Below are 18,397 nucleotides of genomic sequence, written 5' to 3' on the forward strand. Positions count from 1 at the left end.
TGCGCCGCGGCCCATGCGTTCATCAGGCCGTCCTCAGCAGGATCGCCACCAGCACATACAGTCCGGCGATGCTGCCCATGGCGGCTGGTACCCAGCGCCACCAGCCCTGCGTGAGGCGTGTCGTCTGTACGCCGGGAAGGCGCTGGCGCACGCCCACGTAATAGCCCACCACGATGGCCAGGATCAGGTAGAGCACGATCATGTAGCTGCGGCTGAGGAAGAACGCCGTGGTGAACATGCCGCACAGCACGATGAACAGGGTGAGCGCGAGCGGGCGCTCGGTTTCCCACTGGGCAAAGGCTTCCGGCTCGGCGGTGGCATCGGGCCGGTAACGCAGTACCAGCCACATCATCCAGAAGCTGTAGCAGACGAAGGCCAGCCACAGCACGTAACCGACGAAGCCGGCCTCGGCCAGCACCAGCACGAAGGAGTTGTGCGCGGTGAGCTCGTTGTACTCGGTGAAGTTGCCCGCGCCCACGCCAAACAGCGGATGGGACATGAACATGTGCAGGCCCGAATACCACGCGTCCACGCGGCCGTTGGCCGATTCCTCGCCGGCGTCGAGCTCCTGCATACGCGAGGAAAGCAGCTTCATGCAGGCCAGGCCGACCGCGCCGAGGATACCGGCCGTGACGATGCCGCGGCGATACCACACGTAGACACCGGCCATCATCAGCACCGCCAGCAGCGCGCCGCGCGAATTGGTGAGACGGATGCCGTACAGCAGCAGCAAGGTGCCGGCAAACCAGAACAGCTTGCCGAGGAAACCCGATTGCTTGCCCAGGAACACCGCCATCGGCACCGCCGCCACGAACAGCAGGCCCAGGTCGTTGGGATCGTTGAAGATGCCCACGTACTGGATGCGGCCGTCCTCGCCGATGGGGATGCCGGTCCAGCCGACGCCGTCGTTGGCCTGCTGCACGCCGTGCAGGGCCAGCACCAGCGAGCACAACACGATCACCGCCATGCTGATCACCGTGTGCCGGCGCGTGGTGCAGGCGGCGGCCAGGATGAAGAACGAGATCACCGCCGGACCGAACTTGCCCAGCTGGTCGAGCATGCCGCCGACCCAGCCGTTGGTGGCCTGCGAAATCATCAGCACCAGCAGGAACGCCGGCAGTATCACGAACTGGGGCGCGGCGAAGGTCTTGGCGCGGGAGCCCATCCAGCTGAGGAAGGCCAGCACCAGCACCACCGGCAGCACCGGCACGCCGACCAGGGCCGGCATGTAGTCCTGCGGCCGTACGATGGTCAGTACGAGGTAGAGCAGGATCAGTGGGAACATGCCGGTGATTCCCTCAGGTCATGCATGCGCCCGCCGCTGGGGTAGCTCATCAGGCTGGGCAGCGCCAGCATGGCGGCGAACCAGCCGGTGCCCATGTTGCGCTCCACCGCCAGGCGGTACAGCGCGTAGCGGTTGAAGTCGCGCGGTGCGTTGGTGCCGCTGATGTAGCAGCAGGCCAGCTCGAAGCCGGCATCGCGAGTGACGTCGATCACGCGCTGGTCGAAGGCGCGGGCGCCGCCCACGGGGTAGGACATGTGCAGCATCGCTGGGCCCAGTTCGCGGTGGAGCGTGTCGCGCGAGTGGTGCACCTCGAATTCCAGCTCGTCCTGCGGCAGCTTGGAGAGCATGCGGTGATGCACCCCGTGCGAGCCGAACTCGTAGCCGGCCGCATGCATCTCGCGCACCTGGTCCCAGCTCATCGGGCGGCAGTCCTGCGGCGCGTGGTCGCCGGGCATGCGCCATTGCTCTTCCAGCCGCCGGGTCATGGCCGACTGCTCGCGCGCATCGAGCTCCTTCATGCGATCGAGCACCATGGCGGCCAGCACGCGGCGTTCGGCCCGGCTGGCGGGCATGCGCACGTCCATCTCCAGCTCGGGCAGCTCCAGCCGTGGCGCGCCGGTAAGCAGGATCATGTGCACGAGCCAGTCGTAGGCGAATGGCCGGCCGCTGTCGATGTGCCCGGTGGACACGAAGAAGGTGGCCGGCACGCCCAGCTCACGCAGGATCGGATAGGCCACGTGGTAGTTGTCGCTGTAGCCGTCGTCGAAGGTGATCACCACCGCGTCGGTGGGAAGTTCCTTGCCGGCATTGATCGCCGTGGCGACCTCACTGAGGCTGATGGGGTGGTAGTGGTCGCGCACGAAGCGCATCTGTTCGCGGAAACCCGCGGGCGAGGCGCTGATCAGCTCCAGGTCGAATTCGTAGGCATCCGGGTCCGGCAGCGGGGTGATGCGGTGATAGGCCAGGATGCGCAGGTCCTTGTGCAGCCATGAGCGCATGCGTTGCAGCGAACCGAGCAGTCCGCTGCTGTGGCATAGCTCGCCCAGCTGCCCCCGGAGCCCGGCCGGCCGGCCGCTGTCCCTTACCTGGGTCACCATAGATGGAGTCCTCGATTGCGGGCAAAGGTCACCACGGCCTGCGCGGCGAACAGGTTGAGATAGAAGAAGGCGACCGCCAGGCGTACCGGCAGCCAGCGCACGGGTGCAGGCTGCAGGCGACCGACCACCACCAGCAGGCTGGCCAGCAACAGAAGGGCCAGCGTGGCGGCGCAGACGAGCGAGCTGGAGGCGAGGCAGGCCGAGCTGATCGCAAGGCCAACCAGCAGCCACGGCCCCAGCAGGCGCAGCAGCTTGTGGCTGACGAAGCGGAACCACGCCGGGTTGCGCCAGGGCAGCAGCAGCCAGGGGGCCAGCTGGATCAGCTGGCAGTTGCCGGCCAGCGTGCGGATCTTGCGCCGGCGTTCTTCGGTCGGCGCCTGCGTGACACGGTCCCACGCCACGGCCGCGGGTTCGAACACCACGCGATGGCCACTGGCGATCACGCGCATCGGCACCAGCACGTCGTCCAGCACGGTGCCGTCGGGCAGCGGCTGGAACAGCGAGCGGCGGATGGCGTACAGCGCGCCGCTCACGCCGATGGTGGAGCCCGAGCGGCTCTCGGCATGGCGGATCAGCTTCTCGTAGCGCCAGTAGGCGTCGACGCTCTGGGCGAAGCCGGTTTCGGGATCCGATAGCATCAGCTCGCCACCGACTGCCCCCACCGACGGATCGGCGAGGTTGGCCACCAGTTCCTGCAAGGCGCCGGGCGCCAGCCGCTGGCGCAGGTCCGTCATCAGCAGCACCTCGCCACGGGCGTGGCGCACGGCGTCATTGAGGCAGGCCGCCTTGCCGCGCCGGCTGGGATATTCCAGCACCCGCACGCGCTCGTCGCCGAACTGGAGGGCACGCCGGGCGGTGTCGTCGGTGCAGCCGTCGCAGGCCACGAGGATGTCGACGAGCTCGCGCGGATACTGCAGCGCGCCCAGGCTCACCAGCTTGGCCTCGATGTGCGCGGCGCCTTCGTACGCGGCGATCACCACCGTCACGGTGGGCGTGCAAGGCTGCTTGGCGATGGCGCGCGGAAACAGCCTTGCCTGCAGCCACACGCACAGCGGGTAGCCCACGAAGATGTGCGCGAGCAGCAGCGCGCACAGCCAGAACACCAGGTAGCCGGCGGCCATCATCGCGCGCGCTCCGTGGGCATGGGCCTCACCATGGCTGGGCGTCCCGCTGGCGGGCGATACCCATCACCGCCTGCGCGGCGAACAGGTTGAGGTAGAAGAAGGTGATGGCCAGCCGCACCGGCAGCCAGCGGGTGAGGCCGGGCTGCAGGCGGCCCATGGCGACCAGCCCCGCGCCGGCAACCAGCAGCGCCAGCGTTGCCGTGCACAGCAGGTGGCGGCGTACCAGCAAGGCGGAGGTGAGCGCCATGCCGAGCAGCAGCCAGGGCGCCGCCAGGCGCAGCAGCTTGTGGCTGACGAAACGCAGCCACAGCGGGTTGTCCTGCGGTGACAGCAGCCAGGGCGCCAGGCCGATCAACTGGCAATGGCCGGCCGCGTTGTAGATGCGGCGCGGCCGGTCCTCCTCCGGCAATTGGACCAGCCGGTCCCAGGCCAGCGCGCGTGGCTCGAACACCACGCGGCGCCGGCTGGCGATCACGCGCATCGGCACCAGCACATCGTCCAGCATGGTTTCGGGTGGCAGCGGCTCGTACTGCAGGCGACGCATGGCGTACAGCGCGCTGCTGACGCCAATCGTCGAGCCGCTCTGGCTCTCGGCCAGCCGCAGCCCTTTTTCGTAGCGCCAGTAGGTGTCGATGCCCTGGGCGAAGCCGCTGTGGCTGTCGGTATAGAGCAGTTCGCCACTGGCGATGCCCACCCGCGGGTCAGCAAGGTTGGCCACCAGTTCGCGCAACGCGATGGGCGCCAGCGTCGGGCGCACGTCGGTGAACAGCAACACCTCGCCCTGGGCCGCGGCCACGGCGCGGTTGAGGCAGGCAGCCCGGCCCAGTGGCTCGTGGAATTCCAGCACACGCACGCGGCGGTCCTTGAACAGCCGTGCCAGTCGCGGCGTGCCGTCGCGGCAACCGTCGCAGGCGACGATGATCTGCAGCTGGCTGCGCGGATAGTTGAGCGTGCTGAGGTTGGCCAGCTTGGCCTGGATGTGCAGGGCGCCCTCGCGCACCACCATGATCACGCTCACCGTCGGCGTCGCGCTGTGCTTGTCGATCGGAAGAGGGCGCAGCCGAGCCAGCAGCCAGATGCCGAGTGGATACACCACGAAGGTGTAGGCCAGCAGCCAGGCGCTGGCAAGGAACGCGGCGTAGACCAGCGAACTCATATCGGCTTCCCCTGAACCGATGTGGCCATGTCAGCGCCTGCCGAACAGCTTGCGCAGGCGCTGTCCCAATGGCGCGGAACCTTCGTCCCGGGCCGGTGGCGTGGTGGTGTTCAGTTCCGCGGCCAGCGTTCCCAGCGAGCCGTTGGCGATATCCAGCAGGTTGAGCCTCACGCCGGTTTCCTTCTGCACGCGCGTGGCCATTTCCACCGCGAGCAGCGAGTGGCCGCCGATGTCGAAGAAGTTGTCGCTGGTGCGCACCTGGCTGATGTGCAGCAGCTCGCGCCAGAGCCCCGCCAGCAGCTGTTCGCCGGCAGTCCTGGGTTGCACCGCCAGCTCGGCGAGATCATCGCCGTGGCCGCCGGGCAGCGGCAGCGCGGCGAGGTCCACCGTGCCGTCGGCCAGCATCGGCAAGGCATCGAGCAGCACCAGGTGCTTGGGAAGTGCGTGCGCCGCGAGCGTCTGTTCCAGTGCCGTGCGCAGTTGCTCGCGATCGAGCGTGGCACCGGGCCGCGCCACGGCATAGGCATCGACTTGCGCGTCGCCTTCGCTGTCCAGCCGGGCCACCGCCACGGCATGGGCCACGCCTGGCTGGCGCAGCAGCTGCGCTTCGATCGCCGCCGGGGATACCTCGTGGCCGGCCACGTGTACGCGCCGGTCGATGCGACCCAGTTCCTGCACCTGGCCATCGGGCAGCCAACGGCCGAAGAATCCCGTGGGCAGCACGGCGCCGGTGTCGACCGGATGGATATGGCGCGTGGCCTCGCCGGCGGCACGCTGGCCGAAGGGCAGGTTGAGCGCATCACCGGCCAGGTGGATCTCGCCAATCGCGCCCACCGGGCAGGGACGCTGCTGCGCGTCGAGCACCCAGGCGACGTTCGCGCCCAGCGGACGCCCGCTGTGCACGCCTTCGGCCGGACGTTCGATGCGGCCCAGCGTGGCGACCACGGCATGGTCGTCGCTGCCGAACAGGTTCCACAGGCTTGCGCTGCGCGCGGCCAGCCGGGTGGCCAGTTCCGGCGACGGCGTGCCGCCGACGCACACCGCGCGCAGCGTGGGCGAGCCTTCCCAGCCGGCGGCGAGCAGGGCACGCCACGCGGTGTTGGGGGCGAACATCACGCTGGCCTGGCTGGCGCGCATCAGCCCGAGCAGGGCTTCGCCGTCACTGGCCTGGTGGATGCCGGCCAGCACGAACTTCGCGCCGATGCTGAGCGGCAGCAGGCGTTCGACCATCGACTGGCCGGTGCTGGCGGGTGCCAGGCCCAGCACGCTGTCGTCGGGCGTGACCGCCAGTGTCTCGCGCAGGCCGTCCAACAGGCGCGACAGCGCACCGTGGGTGACGGCGCTGCCGCGTGACTGGCCGTCATCGTCCGCGACGTAGGTGACGAAGGCCACGTCCTCGGCGCCGGGGCGAGCGCTGGCATCGCGTTGCGCCGAGGCGGCGAGGATCTCGTTGGTGTCGGTATCCAGCCACAGGGCCTGGCTGCGTGGCCAGCCCAGCGTGGTTTCCAGCGAGGCGTTGCCGAGCAGCAGGGTGATGCCGGCGTCGGCCGCCAGCGCGTGCAGGTGCGAGGCCGGGTCGGCCGGGTCGAGCAGCACCAGCGTGGCAGCGCTCTTGAGCACGCCAAGCAGGGCGCTCAGGCGACCGATGCCGGGTTCGATGCACAGCCCCACCACCTTGCCGCGGCCGATGCCGCGTGCACGCAGGCAGCTGGCGATGCGGTTGCTGCGGGTTTCCAGTTCGGCGTACGGCGTATTCCAGCTGCCCACCGCGAGCGCGGGTGCCTGCGGCGCACGATCGACCGCGGTTTCGAAGCGTGACACCACGTCGCTGTAGACGGCCTCGGAGGCGGCACGCGCATTCCATGCGCGTACCTGGGCCAGCTCTTCGTCGTTGATCGCGTTCAGCGCCTCGATGGTCTGGGTCGGGTCGGCGCTGATGCGGGCCATCAGGGCGAGGTAGCGGTCGCGCTGCTGGCGTGCCGTATCCGCCTGCAGGATGTCGGCGTTGTAGGTGACGCCGCCGAGCAGGCCACGGTTGTTCTCCAGGAACCACAGGCCGAGGTCTTCGGTGGCGCCACTCTGGAACAGCAGGATCTGTTCGTGGCTGAGCCCGCCCCAGTCCACCGTGCGCTGGCGTGCATCCTGGAACGAGAACAGCGCCTGGTACAGCACCGCGCCGTTGCCATGGCCGGTACGCAGCTCGCGCTGCAGGTACTCCAGCGGCACGTCGGGATGCCCGAAGCTCTCGATCGCCGCGTTCTTCACGTGGCGCACGAAATCGATGAAGCGCTGCGAGGGATCGACCGTCACGTGCAGCGGCAGCAGGTTGTTGAAGTAACCCATCACCGTTTCCACCTCGGTCTGGTTACGCGCCCGCACCGGCGTGCCCACCACCAGGTGCCGCTGGCCGGCCATGCCGCTGAGCAGCACGTAGTACAGCGCCAGCAGCGCCATGTTGAGGGTGGCGTCGGCCTGCTTGGCCACCGCGTGCATGGCGTCGGTCGCATCCTTGGACACGCGGATCCACTCGGTGCGGCCCACGCCGGACATGCCGGGGCGACGCGGGAAGTCCGTGGGCAGCGCGCGGGTTTCCTGCGCGTTGGCCAGGCGCTTGTGCCAGTAGTCGAGCTGCGCCTTGAACGGTTCGCTCTCCAGCCATTGCGCGTGCCACGCGGCGAAATCGCCGTAGCTCACCGGCAGTGGCGCCAGTGGCGAGGGCTGCCCGGCGGCGAACGCCTTGTACAGCTGCGAGAGTTCCGCGTAGAGGATGTCGAACGACCAGCCGTCCCAGATGATGTGGTGCGGCATGAAGAAGAACACGTGCTCGTCGTCGGCAAGGCGGAACATGCGCGCGCTGAACAGCGGCGCGCGACCAAGGTCGAACGGCGTGTCGGTGAGCGCCTGCAGGCGCTGCATCAGCACCGCTTCGCGCTCGCCCTCCGGCAGGCCGGAGAGATCCTCGGCCGGGAACAGCTGCAGCTCGATGTCTTCCAGCACCTGCTGCACATCGGTGCCGTCGTGGCGGAATGCCGTGCGCAGGATCGGCTGGCGCTGCACCAATGCCTCCATCGCCTGCTGGAACGCGGCCTCGTGCAGGGTGCCACGCAGGCGATGGGCGGAGGGCGCGTTGTAGGTGACGCGGCCGGGCTGCAGTTCCTCCAGCGACCACAGGCGGCGCTGCATCAGCGACAGCGGTGCGCGGCCCTGCTCGCCGCGGCGCTGGATCGGTGGCGCAGCGCTGGCCGTGCCGCTGGCCTTGAGCTGGTCGATGGTGGCCGCAAGGCTGGCGATGCTGGGTGCGTCGAACAGCGTGCGGAAGGACAGCGTGATGTCGAACTCGCGGTTGAGCCTTGCGGTGAGCTGTGCGGCCAGCAGTGAGTGGCCGCCGAGCGCGAAGAAGTTGTCGCGCACGTCCAGCTCGGGCAGGGCGAGCACGGTTTCCATCGCTGCGGCGACGCGACGTTCGGTGTCGGTCTGCGGCGCCTGTCGTTCGCGTTGCGTCGCGGCCAGGGTATGTACTGGCGGCACCGGCAGCGACTTGCGGTCGATCTTGCCGTTGGGCAGCAGGGGAATCGCCTCCAGCGCCATGAAGTGCTGCGGCACCATGTAGTCGGGCAGCCGCTGGCGCAGGCGCGGGCACAGCTCGGTTTCCTCGATGGCCGCGCCGTCGGCCGGCACCACGTAGGCCACCAGGCGCACGTCGCCGGGGCGGTCCTCGCGCGCCAGTACCACGGCACGCGCCACCTCGGGCAGGTCGGCCAGTGCGGTCTCGATTTCGCCCAGCTCGATGCGGTAGCCGCGAATTTTCACCTGGAAGTCGAGCCGGCCGCGATGTTCCAGCTGGCTATTGGCCAGCCAGCGGCCACGGTCACCGGTGCGGTACAGCCGGGCCGAGGCGTCGCTGGAGAACGGATCGGGCAGGAAGCGCTCGGCGTTGAGCTCGGGCCGGTTGAGGTAACCCAGCGTGACGCCGTCGCCGCCGATATAAATTTCGCCCGGCATGCCAAGCGGGCACGGCGCACCGAGCTCATCAAGGATATGTATGGTGGTGTTGGCGATGGGGCGGCCGATGGAGATGCCGGCGCGCGGCGCGTGCACTTTCCACAGCGTGGACCACACCGTGGTTTCGGTGGGGCCGTAGGCGTTCCACAGCTCGTCGCAGCGTTCGAGCAAGGCTTCGGCCAGGTCCAGCGGCAACGGCTCGCCGCCGGCGATGGCGCGGAAGCCGGCGCCGCCGTTCCAGCCCGATTCCAGCAGGATGCGCCAACCGGCCGGCGTGGCCTGCATCAGCGTGGCGCCACTGTGTTCCACCAGCCGGCGCAGCGCGGCGCCGTCGCGCACGTCGTCATAACTGGCCAGCACGATCGCCGCGCCGACGCTGAGCGGCAGCATCAGTTCGAGGAAGGCGATATCGAACGACAGCGTTGTCACCGCCACCAGCCGATCGTTCTCGGTGATGCCGGGGGCCTGCTGCATGCTGCTGAGGAAATTGGCGGTGGCGCGATGCGGCACGCGCACGCCCTTGGGCTTGCCGGTCGAGCCGGACGTGTAGATCAGGTAAGCCACTGATTCGGGCGTGGCCGAGCGCGGGTCGCGCGGCAATCGCTCCGCGCTGGCGGCGTCGATGGCGGCGGCGTCGCGTTGCAGCGATAGCACCGTGAGTTGGGGCAGGTTGAGTGCATCCGGCGGAAGGTCGTCCACCACCAGCGCACCCAGTGCTGCATCCTCGGCCATGAAGGCCAGTCGCTCCGCCGGAAAACCCGGGTCGAGCGGCACGTAGCCGGCGCCGGTCTTCAGTACGGCGAGCAAGGCCGCCACCATGTCGGGACCGCGCGACAACGACAGCCCGACCAGGCTGCCCTGGGCGATGCCACGTTCGCGCAGCACCTGGGCAATGCGGTTGGCGCGTGCCTCCAGCTGCGCATAGGTCAATGGCGCCGCGTGGCCAGCAATGGCGATGTGCGACGGCACGCGGTCAGCCTGTGCCTCGAAGTATTCGTGCGCCAACTGGCCGGCCGGATACGGCGTGCGTTCCGGCTGCAGTGCCTTGAGCGCGGCCAGCGCGTCGCCGGACACCAGCCCCAGTGCCTGGCCGGCGGCTTCGGGCGTGCGCGCGGCATGGCGCAGCAAGGTGGCGTAGGCCTCCAGCCATGCGCGGATGGTGGCGGCATCGAACAGCTCGCTGTTGTACTGGCATTCCAGCCGCAGGCTGCCGTGGTCCTGCACGGCGTTGACGAACAGCTCGAAGTTCTCGAACGCGCGCGGGTTGCCGGCGAACTCGAACTCCAGCCCGGGAAAATCGACCGTGCGCTCGTCCAGCACCTGGTCCAGGTTGAACAGCACGCTGACCAGCGGCAGCCGGCCCGGATCGCGCGGCAGCGCCAGGCGGGCCAGCAGGCTGCCGAGGGTGTATTGCTGGTGGTCGAAGGCATCCAGCAGGTCGCCGCGCACCTGCAGCAGGCTGTCGGCGAACGGGCGCGCCGGATCGATCGCCACGTGCAGCGGCAGCACGTTGACGCAGTGCCCCACGAGGGTGTCGTGGCCACCGCTGGCCTGGCCGGCCGAAGGTATGCCGATCACCACCTCGTCCTGCCCGCTGAGCCGCTGCAGCAGCAGGCCGAACGCGCTGAGCAGGGTGGCATAGAGGCTGGCGCCGCGTTGCGCGCCGACGAGCTTGATGTCGGCCACCAGCGCAGCATCCAGCGTGAGGTCTTGGCGGCGCGAGCTGAAGCTGCGCTGGCGCGGGCGCGGATGATCCGTAGGCAGGTCCAGAGACGGCGCGTTGCCGCCGAAGCGCTTGAGCCAGTACGCCTCGGCCTGGCGCCCCTCGCCGCCTTGCGCGTGCGCCGCCTGGGCCAGCGCGAAATCGCCGAAGGCTTCAGGGGCTTCCGGCGCCGGCCCGGCACCGAGCTGCTGCGCATACAGCGCCGCCAGATCGCGCACGATCACACCGAACGACCAGCCATCGCACACGATGTGGTGCGCCGTGAACACCAGCAGGTGGTCTTCGGGATCGAGGTGCAGGAGCTCCGCGCGCACCAGCGGACCGTTTTCCAGGTCGAACGGCGTGATCACGGCGTGGCGCAAGGTGTCCTGGATGTCGGCATCGCGCTCGTCCACGCCCAGCCACGACAGGTCGCGCACGGGGCAGGGCACGGTCAGCTGCGCGGCGATGTAGAGCTCGTCGCCGTCGTGGCTGAAGGTGGCGCGCAGGGCTTCGTGCCGGTCGACCAGCTGTTGCAGCGCGGCCTGCAGCGCGGGCACGTCGAGCGCACCGTGCAGGCGCAGCGAGATCGACTCGTTGTAGGCCAGCGAGGCGTCCGGCTCGAGCGCGGCGGCCAGCCACACCTCGCGCTGCGGTGCCGTGGCGGGTACCACGCGGGCCAGCGTGGCGCCGGCAAACGGGTCGTAGTCCACGGCGACCGGGGCGGTGGTCGACAGCGGCGTCGCGTCGTTCGGGTTCATGCATTGACCCTCATGTACTTGCCGGGCACGTCCGGGTTGGGCACGAACCAGGCCGGATTGCCTTCCTGGTCCTTGCCCAGGCGCGCGCCCACCACGGGCGGACGCGTGGCGTCAAAGGCGAGCGTTTCCACGTTGCGGTGACGCGGCAGGAACTCGGCTTCCTGCAGCTCCAGTACGGAGTCCTTGAAGGCCTTGGCGATGGCCTGGAAATCCTGCTCGCTGTGCGCGGTGGTAAAGAAGCAGGGGAAGTTGTCCAGCACGTGCACGCCGCGGCTGCGCATCATGGCGAACAGCAGGTCCTGCAGCGGGTGGTCTTCGGTAAAGTTGGTTTTCCACACCGAGGCGAAATGCACCAGCTGGATCGGCGCGCCGACGCTGGCGCAGAAGGCGTTGAGTTCGTCCATCAACAGGCTGGTGCGGGCATTGAGGCGCTCCTGCAGCGCGGCGCCGTTGGCCTTGAGGTGGTCGAGCACGGCGTGCGCGGCCGCCAGCGCCAGCGGATGGCGCACGAAGGTGCCGGCGAAATAGGTCACGCCCACGGTGGGAATCGAGGCATCGCCGTACTGCCAGCCGCCACCATCGAGTGCGTCCATGTAGCGGCGCTTGCCGGCGATCACGCCGATCGGGAAGCCGCCACCCACCACCTTGCCGTAGGAGGCGAGGTCGGCATCGATGCCGAGCACCGCTTGCGCGCCGCGAGGATGCGAGCGGAAGCCGGTGACCACTTCGTCGAAGATCAGCAGTGCGCCGGCATCGGCGGTGATGGCGCGCAGCTCCTTGAGGAATTCGCGCGGCTGGAAGTCGGGACGGCGGCTCTGCACCGGTTCCACCAGCACCGCGGCGATGCTGCCGGCGCGCTCCCGGATGATCTGCAGCGACTCGGGCGTGCCGTAGTCGAGTACCAGCACGTTCTCCGAGGTGTTGCGCAGGATGCCCGGTGCGGCCGGCACCGAACGCAGCTTCTTGGTGCCGCGCACGATCACTTCGTCGAAGATGCCGTGGTAGGAGCCGGTGAAGATCACCAGAGTATCCCGGCCGGTGACCGTGCGGGCGATGCGGATGGTGCCCATCACCGCTTCGGAGCCGGTGTTGCACAGCGCGGCGCGGTCGAAGCCGGTGATCTCGCACACCTGCTCGGCCACTTCGCCGGCCAGCGGGTGCTGCGGGCCGATCTCGTAGCCGGCGTCGAGCTGGCGGCGCACGGCGTCGAGCACGAAGTCCGGCTGCCAGCCGAACAGGTTCATGCCGAAGCCGTTGAGCGCGTCGACGTATTCGTTGCCATCCAGGTCCCACACCTTGGAACCTTTGGAGCGGTTGATCACGATCTGGTAGATCATTTCCTTGAGCAGCGGGCGGAAGCCGTTGACCACGCGCGGATCGGCGAGATGGTCGCGGTGGCGCTGCGTGTATTCCTTGGATGCACGGGTGCGGTCGATGTAGCGCCGCATGAACGCATCCAGCCGTGCACGCTGGCGTTCGCTCAACTCGGTGGAGGTGGAATGGATGCGGGCGATCGCGCCGAACGCCTTCTTGACGTCATAGGTGGTGTGCGCGAGAGCAGCTTCCTCGTCCTGCGGTGCGGCGGCATTGACCGGCGCGGCGGTAGCCGTCGCGGCAGCGGGTGCGGCCGCGGTTGTCGGCTGGGCCGGTGGCGCGGGCGCGGCGCCCGCGACAGGTGCCGCGGCAAGGCTGGCACCAGCGAGCAGGGCCAGTTGCTGCTGCATGATCAGCATCTGCTGCTGGATCACGTCCTGCACCAGGTGGCCACTGGCCGTGGGCTGGATGCTGGCGGCCAGTGGTGTGGCGATGACGGGCGCGGTGGCCACGGCGGGGGCGGCAACGGCGGCGGGCGTGGCCGGTGCGTTCGCTTCCGGCGGCAATAGCTGGTCGATATGCATGGCGAGGCGCTCGAACGAGGAAAACGACTCCATCAGTTCGCGGAACGTGATCTTCAGCGCGAAGGTCTTCTGCAGTTGCAGCGCCACCTGGGTGAGGGCCAGCGAATCCAGGCCGAGTTCGACGAAGCCCGCACCCGGATCGACCCCTTGCAGCTCGCTGCCCGACACGTCCTCGAACAATTCGACGAGCTGGGCCAGCAGGCGGGTCTGACGGGCCGAGCCGGCGGTCGTGCCGGCGAGATTGGCTTCCATGGGGCTCTCCGCGGCAGGTGCAGGGGGCTGGGTGAACAGGGGAATCACGTTGTCAGGCTGGTCGGGCGCAACGGGTGCCGCGACCGCGGCCGGATCGATCCAGTGGCGCTTGCGCTCGAACGGATACGTGGGCAGTTCCACCCGGTGCCGGCGCTGGCGGCGATCGAGCGCTTGCAGGGTTCCCCCCGCGCCCGCGCACCACAGCTGGCCCACCGCGTTGAGCCAGGCCGCACGCTCGTTGTCGGGCGTGTCGGCCAGCGAGGCGACGATGGTGTGGCCGCGGCTTTGCGGATGCTGCCGTGCCAGCGTGGTCAGTGCGGTGCGCGGGCCCACCTCGAGCAGCAGGGCCGGCGCCTGCCCGAGTTGATGGATCAGCGCGCGGGAGAACTGCACCGTGCCACGCAGGTGACGGGTCCAGTACTCCGCGGTGGTAGCCTCGCCGGCGCCCAGCGGCTGACCGGTGAGGGTGGAAATGATCGGAACCCGCGGCGCGGCCAGCGCGATGCGCGCCACTTCCTCGCGGAACGGATCCAGCACGGGATCCATCATGGCCGAATGGAAGGCGTGCGACGTCTGCAGCAGGCGGCAGGCCACGCCGTCGGCATCGAGTGCGGCGCGGAATGCTTCGATGTCCTTGCCGTCGCCGCTCGCCACGCAGGCCTGCGGCGAGTTCTCCGCGGCCAGCTGCAGGCCTGCAGGAAGACGCGACAGCAGGCGTGCGGCATCCATGCGTACCGACAGCATCGCGCCAGCCGGCATCGCCTGCATCAGGCGGCCGCGACGCGCCACCAGGCGCAGGCCATCGGCGAGGCTCATCACGCCGGCAATCACTGCGGCGACAAACTCGCCCACGCTGTGGCCGATCATCGCCACAGGCTTCACGCCCATCGCCATCCACGACTGTGCCAGCGCGTATTCGATGGCGAACGTCGCCGGTTGAGTCAGCGAGGTTTCGCGCAAGGCCTCGGCGTCGTCGGTAAACAGGCGCTCGCGCAGGTCGAAACCCAGCTCGTCCTGCAGCAGACCGGCGCATTCGTCCAGCGCGGCGCGGAAGGCCGGATCGACGGCATGCAAGCTGCGGCCCATGCCGGCGTACTGCGAGCCCTGCCCGGGGAACAGGAACACCACGCCGGGCTCAGGCTGGGTTGCCGCGTGCGCGGCGGATGCCGTGAGTTGCGCCAGCTGCGAAGCGGCTTCGCCCGCACTGGATGCCACCACGTGCAGGCGCTGGGTGAATGCCTTGCGCCCGTGCGCCAGCGTGTACGCCACGTCGGCGAGGTTGAGCGCGGGGTGGTCCGCCAGGTGGCGTGCCAGCTGCGAGGCCGCCCGGCCGAGCGCTTCTGCACTGCGTGCGGAGAGCAGCAGCAATTGCGGTCCCTCGGCCGCCTCGGAGGCCTCGCGGGCGGGCGCCTCTTCGAGGATGACGTGGGCGTTGGTGCCGCCGACGCCAAACGAGCTGACACCAGCGCGCAGCGGATGGCCATCGGGCGTCCACGCGCGCAGCGTGTGGTTGACCACGAACGGCGTGCCGGCCAGCTCGAGCTTGGGATTGGGCGACTGGTAGTGCAGGGTCGGCGGCAGTGTGCGCTCGCGCAGCGAAAGCGCGGTCTTGATGACACCTGTGGCGCCGGCGGCCATCACCAGATGGCCCATGTTGCTCTTCACCGATCCGATGGCACAGAAGCCATGCTCGTCGGTGCCCTGCCGGAAGGCGGCGGTGAGGCCTTCGATCTCGATGGGGTCGCCCAGCGGCGTGGCGGTGCCGTGTGCCTCGACGTAGGAGATCGAGCGCGGTTCCACGCCGGCATCGGCGAGCGCCATGCTGATGACCGCCGCCTGGCCTGCGCTGCTGGGCGCGGTGAAGCTGGCCTTGATGCCGCCGTCGTTGTTGATCGCCACGCCACGGATCACCGCGTGGATGGTGTCGCCGTCGCGCTGGGCGTCGGACAGGCGCTTGAGCAGCAGCACCGCTGCGCCGTCGCTGAACACCGTGCCCTGCGCCTGCGCATCGAAGGTACGCGTATGCCCGTCGGGCGACAGCATCGAACCTTCCTGCGAGAGATAGCCGCTGTGCGGTGGACAGGCGATGGATACGCCGCCGGCCAGCGCCATGTCGCACTGTCCATTGCGCAACGCGGCCGTGGCCTGGCAGATCGCCACCAGCGAGGTGGAGCAGGCGGTGTTCATGCTGATCGCCGGACCGGTGAGGTTGAGCTTGTGCGCCACCCGCGTGGTCAGGTAATCCTTTTCGTTGGCCAGCATCACCTGGAATGCGCCGAGCTTGTCGATCAGGTCCGGCCGCGTCTGCAGGTGGCGCTGGAAATAGGTGGCGTTGTGCATGCCGCCGAATACGCCCACCGGCGCCTCGTGCGCATCGGGCACGTAGCCGCCGCGCTCCAGGCATTCCCAGCACAGTTCCAGGAAGATGCGCTGCTGCGGGTCGGTGAGTTCCGCCTCGCGCGGGGACATGCCGAAGAACGCCGCGTCGAACTGCTCCACGCCGTCGATCACGCCACGCGCCGCGACGTAGGCGGGGTCGTCGCGGTCGGTGGCGGGTACGGCGGGGTCGAGTTGTTCGGCGCTGAAGAAGCGGATCGATTCGCGGCCGGCGCAAAGGTTGTCCCAGAAGGTCTCGACATCCGAGGCCCCCGGGAACCGTCCGGCCATGGCGACGATGGCCACTGCTTCGCCGTGATCGTCGTGGCGACCGCGCGCGATGCGCGACGCCAGCGCACTGCGGTTGTCGCGCCCTTCGATCAGCGCGGCCAGCGCGGCAGGCGTGGGGTTGCCGAAGAAGGCGGGGATGGTCGGTGCGCGGGACAGCTCCTCCTGGATGCGCGCGACCGCGCGCACGGCCAGCAGCGAGTGGCCGCCCAGGTCGAAGAAGTTGTCGTGGCGTCCGACCTGGTCCAGCCCGAGCATGTCGCCCAACAGCTCGCACAGCTTCTGCTCCAGCGGGCCCACGGGTGGCACATAGGCCTCGGCCAGTTCGGGGCGGCGGCCGTCGGGTGCGGGCAGTGCACGGCGGTCGAGCTTGCCGTTGGCCGTGACCGGAAACGCATCCAGCCGCAGGTAGATCGCAGGCACCATGAATTCGGGCAGGCCGCGCGCCAGCTGTTCGCGCAGTTGCCGCGCGGTGAGGCTGGCGTCGTCGGCCACGTAATAGGCGACCAGGCGCTTCTGGCCCGGACGGTCCTCGCGCGCCAGCACGGCACCGGCGCGCACGCCGGGAATGCCCTGCAAGCTCGCCTCGATCTCGCCCAGCTCGATGCGAAAGCCGCGGATCTTCACCTGGTGGTCGGTGCGCCCGATGAACTCCACCACGCCCTCGGGCAACCAGCGCACCAGGTCGCCGGTGCGATACAGGCGGTCGCCGACGGCGCCGAACGGATCGGTCACGAAACGTTCCGCGGTGAGCCCTGGCTGGCCCAGGTAACCGCGGGCGAGGCCTGCGCCGCCGATGTAGAGCTCGCCGGCCACGCCAACCGGGACATGCTCGCCGCGTGCATTCAGCACATGCAGCGTGGTGTTCGGAATCGGACGGCCGATCGGGATCGAACGCGCGCCGGCATCGAGCGAGCGCGGAATCGGATAGGTCGCCGAGAAGGTGGTGCATTCGGTCGGCCCGTAGCCATTGATGATCGCCACCCCGGGCAGGGCGGCATAGGCCTTGCGCACGTGGGCTACCGACAGCGCCTCGCCGCCGATCAGCAACTGGCGCAGCCCTTCCAGCCGAGTGGCATCGTCGTCGACGATGGCGTTGAACAAAGCGGCGGTGAGCCAGGCGATGCGCGCGTCGTGGCGGCGGATGGTGCGGGCAAGGCCGCAGCCGGTGGGGATGCGCTCCTCGTGGATGATGCAGGTGCCGCCGTTGAGCAGCGCACCCCAGATCTCCAGCGTCGAGGCGTCGAAGCCCAGCGGCGCGGCGTGCAGCATGCGCGGTGCATCGCCCAGGTCCACGTAATCGACGTCGCGCACCAGGCGGATGATCGCGCGATGCATGATCTGCGTGCCCTTGGGCGTGCCGGTGGAGCCGGAGGTGTACATCACGTAGGCGAGCGCGCTTCCGTCGGCCGGCGGCAGCGTGGTCGGCGGTGTTTCGGACTCCAGCTGCGCCAGCGTTTTCCGAGGCGCTTTCACCCCGGGCAGAACCGGTGCGTCGGCGGGTGCGATCAGCAACGCGGCCTGCGCGTCGTTGAGCGTGAATGCCAGCCGGTCCGCGGGATGCGCCGCGTCGAGCGGCAGGAAGGCCGCGCCTGCCTTGAGGATGCCAAGCATGGCAGCGATGGCATCGGCCGAACGCTCCAGCAGCAGGCCGACCACGTCGCCGGGCTTGACGCCGCTGGCGATCAGGCCGGCGGCGATGTGGTCCGCGCGCGCATTGAGTTCGTCATAGCGCAGCGAAAAGCCGTCACCGGCCAACGCAATGCGAGCGGCGTGGCGCCTCGCTGTTGCAGCGAACAGGCCGTGCACGGTGTCGTCGGGGTGGCGTGGCACGGCGGTGTCATTCCAGCCATGCAGCAGCTGCTCATGTTGCCGCCCTTCGATGGCGCGGATATCGGTGAGTGAACGTTCGCCCTCTGCGACCAACGCGGCCAGCACGAGCCGCACGCAGCCTGCAAACAGCGTCACGCCGGCAGTGTCGAACGGCGCCTTGAACAGCACGTGCAGCTGGCCAGCGGCGGCATCGAGCCACCACTGGCTATGCGTGAATGGCGGTGCGTCAAGCACGGTGTCGGTTACGCACCAGGCGGTCGCCTCGCTGGCTTCGGCGGCGCCGGCCAGGGTGGCGTCGACCAGCACGAGCCACGCATCGCGGCTGACCTCGCGCGGCGTTTCCACGCATGCCTGGTGGATGAGACCGTCGATGAACGCCGTGGCCAGCACGCGTTCGGCGCCGGTCAGCAGCGATTCGGCCAGGGCCAGCGCTGCAGTCAGCTGCTGCGGTGATGCGGTGGTGAGGACTCGTTCGTCTCCGCCATCCAGTGCAAAGACTTCCCGCTGCCAGCCGGCTTCGGCCACGCCAGGCTGGCGCGGCAGCACATCGAAGAGTGTCGCGAAAGGCGAGGCCGGATGATGGTCGGGAGGGCTTGCATTCATTGCATTCACTACGTGCGGCT

The 18,397-nt window shown here is 69.2% G+C and carries 6 protein-coding genes; all 6 read right to left on the reverse strand.

Features of this window, described 5'->3' with window-relative positions:
• Positions 1–22: 22 nt before the first annotated feature.
• From DVU99_RS02090 to DVU99_RS02115, 6 genes are read right to left on the reverse strand one after another with little or no spacing between them, the layout of a single operon-like run.
• Positions 23–1,285, reverse strand: a complete 1,263-nt coding sequence (locus DVU99_RS02090; RefSeq protein ID WP_114238537.1) for an O-antigen ligase — start codon at positions 1,283–1,285, stop codon at positions 23–25.
• On the reverse strand, positions 1,273–2,382 hold the full coding sequence (locus tag DVU99_RS02095) for a polysaccharide deacetylase family protein (RefSeq protein WP_232823408.1): 1,110 nt from the start codon (positions 2,380–2,382) through the stop codon (positions 1,273–1,275). The genes DVU99_RS02090 and DVU99_RS02095 overlap by 13 nt, the downstream gene beginning before the upstream one ends.
• Complete coding sequence (locus tag DVU99_RS02100; protein ID WP_114238538.1) at positions 2,376–3,506, reverse strand: glycosyltransferase family 2 protein; 1,131 nt, start codon at positions 3,504–3,506, stop codon at positions 2,376–2,378. The genes DVU99_RS02095 and DVU99_RS02100 overlap by 7 nt, the downstream gene beginning before the upstream one ends.
• 25 nt (positions 3,507–3,531) lie before the next feature.
• Complete coding sequence (locus DVU99_RS02105) at positions 3,532–4,662, reverse strand: glycosyltransferase (RefSeq protein WP_114238539.1); 1,131 nt, start codon at positions 4,660–4,662, stop codon at positions 3,532–3,534.
• 30 nt (positions 4,663–4,692) lie between these two features.
• Positions 4,693–11,127 carry a non-ribosomal peptide synthetase gene (locus tag DVU99_RS02110; RefSeq protein ID WP_114238540.1) on the reverse strand — a complete coding sequence of 2,145 codons (6,435 nt, stop codon included), beginning with the start codon at positions 11,125–11,127 and terminating at the stop codon, positions 4,693–4,695.
• Positions 11,124–18,377, reverse strand: a complete 7,254-nt coding sequence (locus tag DVU99_RS02115) for a polyketide synthase (protein WP_114238541.1) — start codon at positions 18,375–18,377, stop codon at positions 11,124–11,126. The genes DVU99_RS02110 and DVU99_RS02115 overlap by 4 nt, the downstream gene beginning before the upstream one ends.
• Between the last annotated feature and the right edge of the window lie 20 nt (positions 18,378–18,397).

It is taken from the genome of Dyella sp. C9 (genome assembly GCF_003332825.1).
GTDB lineage: Bacteria > Pseudomonadota > Gammaproteobacteria > Xanthomonadales > Rhodanobacteraceae > Dyella.

What these genes read in the sequence shown, in the direction of transcription:
- DVU99_RS02090 (WP_114238537.1), bottom strand. Translation starts at nt 1,285, where the DNA reads ATGTTCCCACTGATCCTGCTCTACCTCGTACTGACCATCGTACGGCCG.
- DVU99_RS02095 (WP_232823408.1), bottom strand. Translation starts at nt 2,382, where the DNA reads ATGGTGACCCAGGTAAGGGACAGCGGCCGGCCGGCCGGGCTCCGGGGG.
- DVU99_RS02100 (WP_114238538.1), bottom strand. Translation starts at nt 3,506, where the DNA reads ATGATGGCCGCCGGCTACCTGGTGTTCTGGCTGTGCGCGCTGCTGCTC.
- DVU99_RS02105 (WP_114238539.1), bottom strand. Translation starts at nt 4,662, where the DNA reads ATGAGTTCGCTGGTCTACGCCGCGTTCCTTGCCAGCGCCTGGCTGCTG.
- DVU99_RS02110 (WP_114238540.1), bottom strand. Translation starts at nt 11,127, where the DNA reads ATGAACCCGAACGACGCGACGCCGCTGTCGACCACCGCCCCGGTCGCC.
- DVU99_RS02115 (WP_114238541.1), bottom strand. Translation starts at nt 18,377, where the DNA reads ATGAATGCAAGCCCTCCCGACCATCATCCGGCCTCGCCTTTCGCGACA.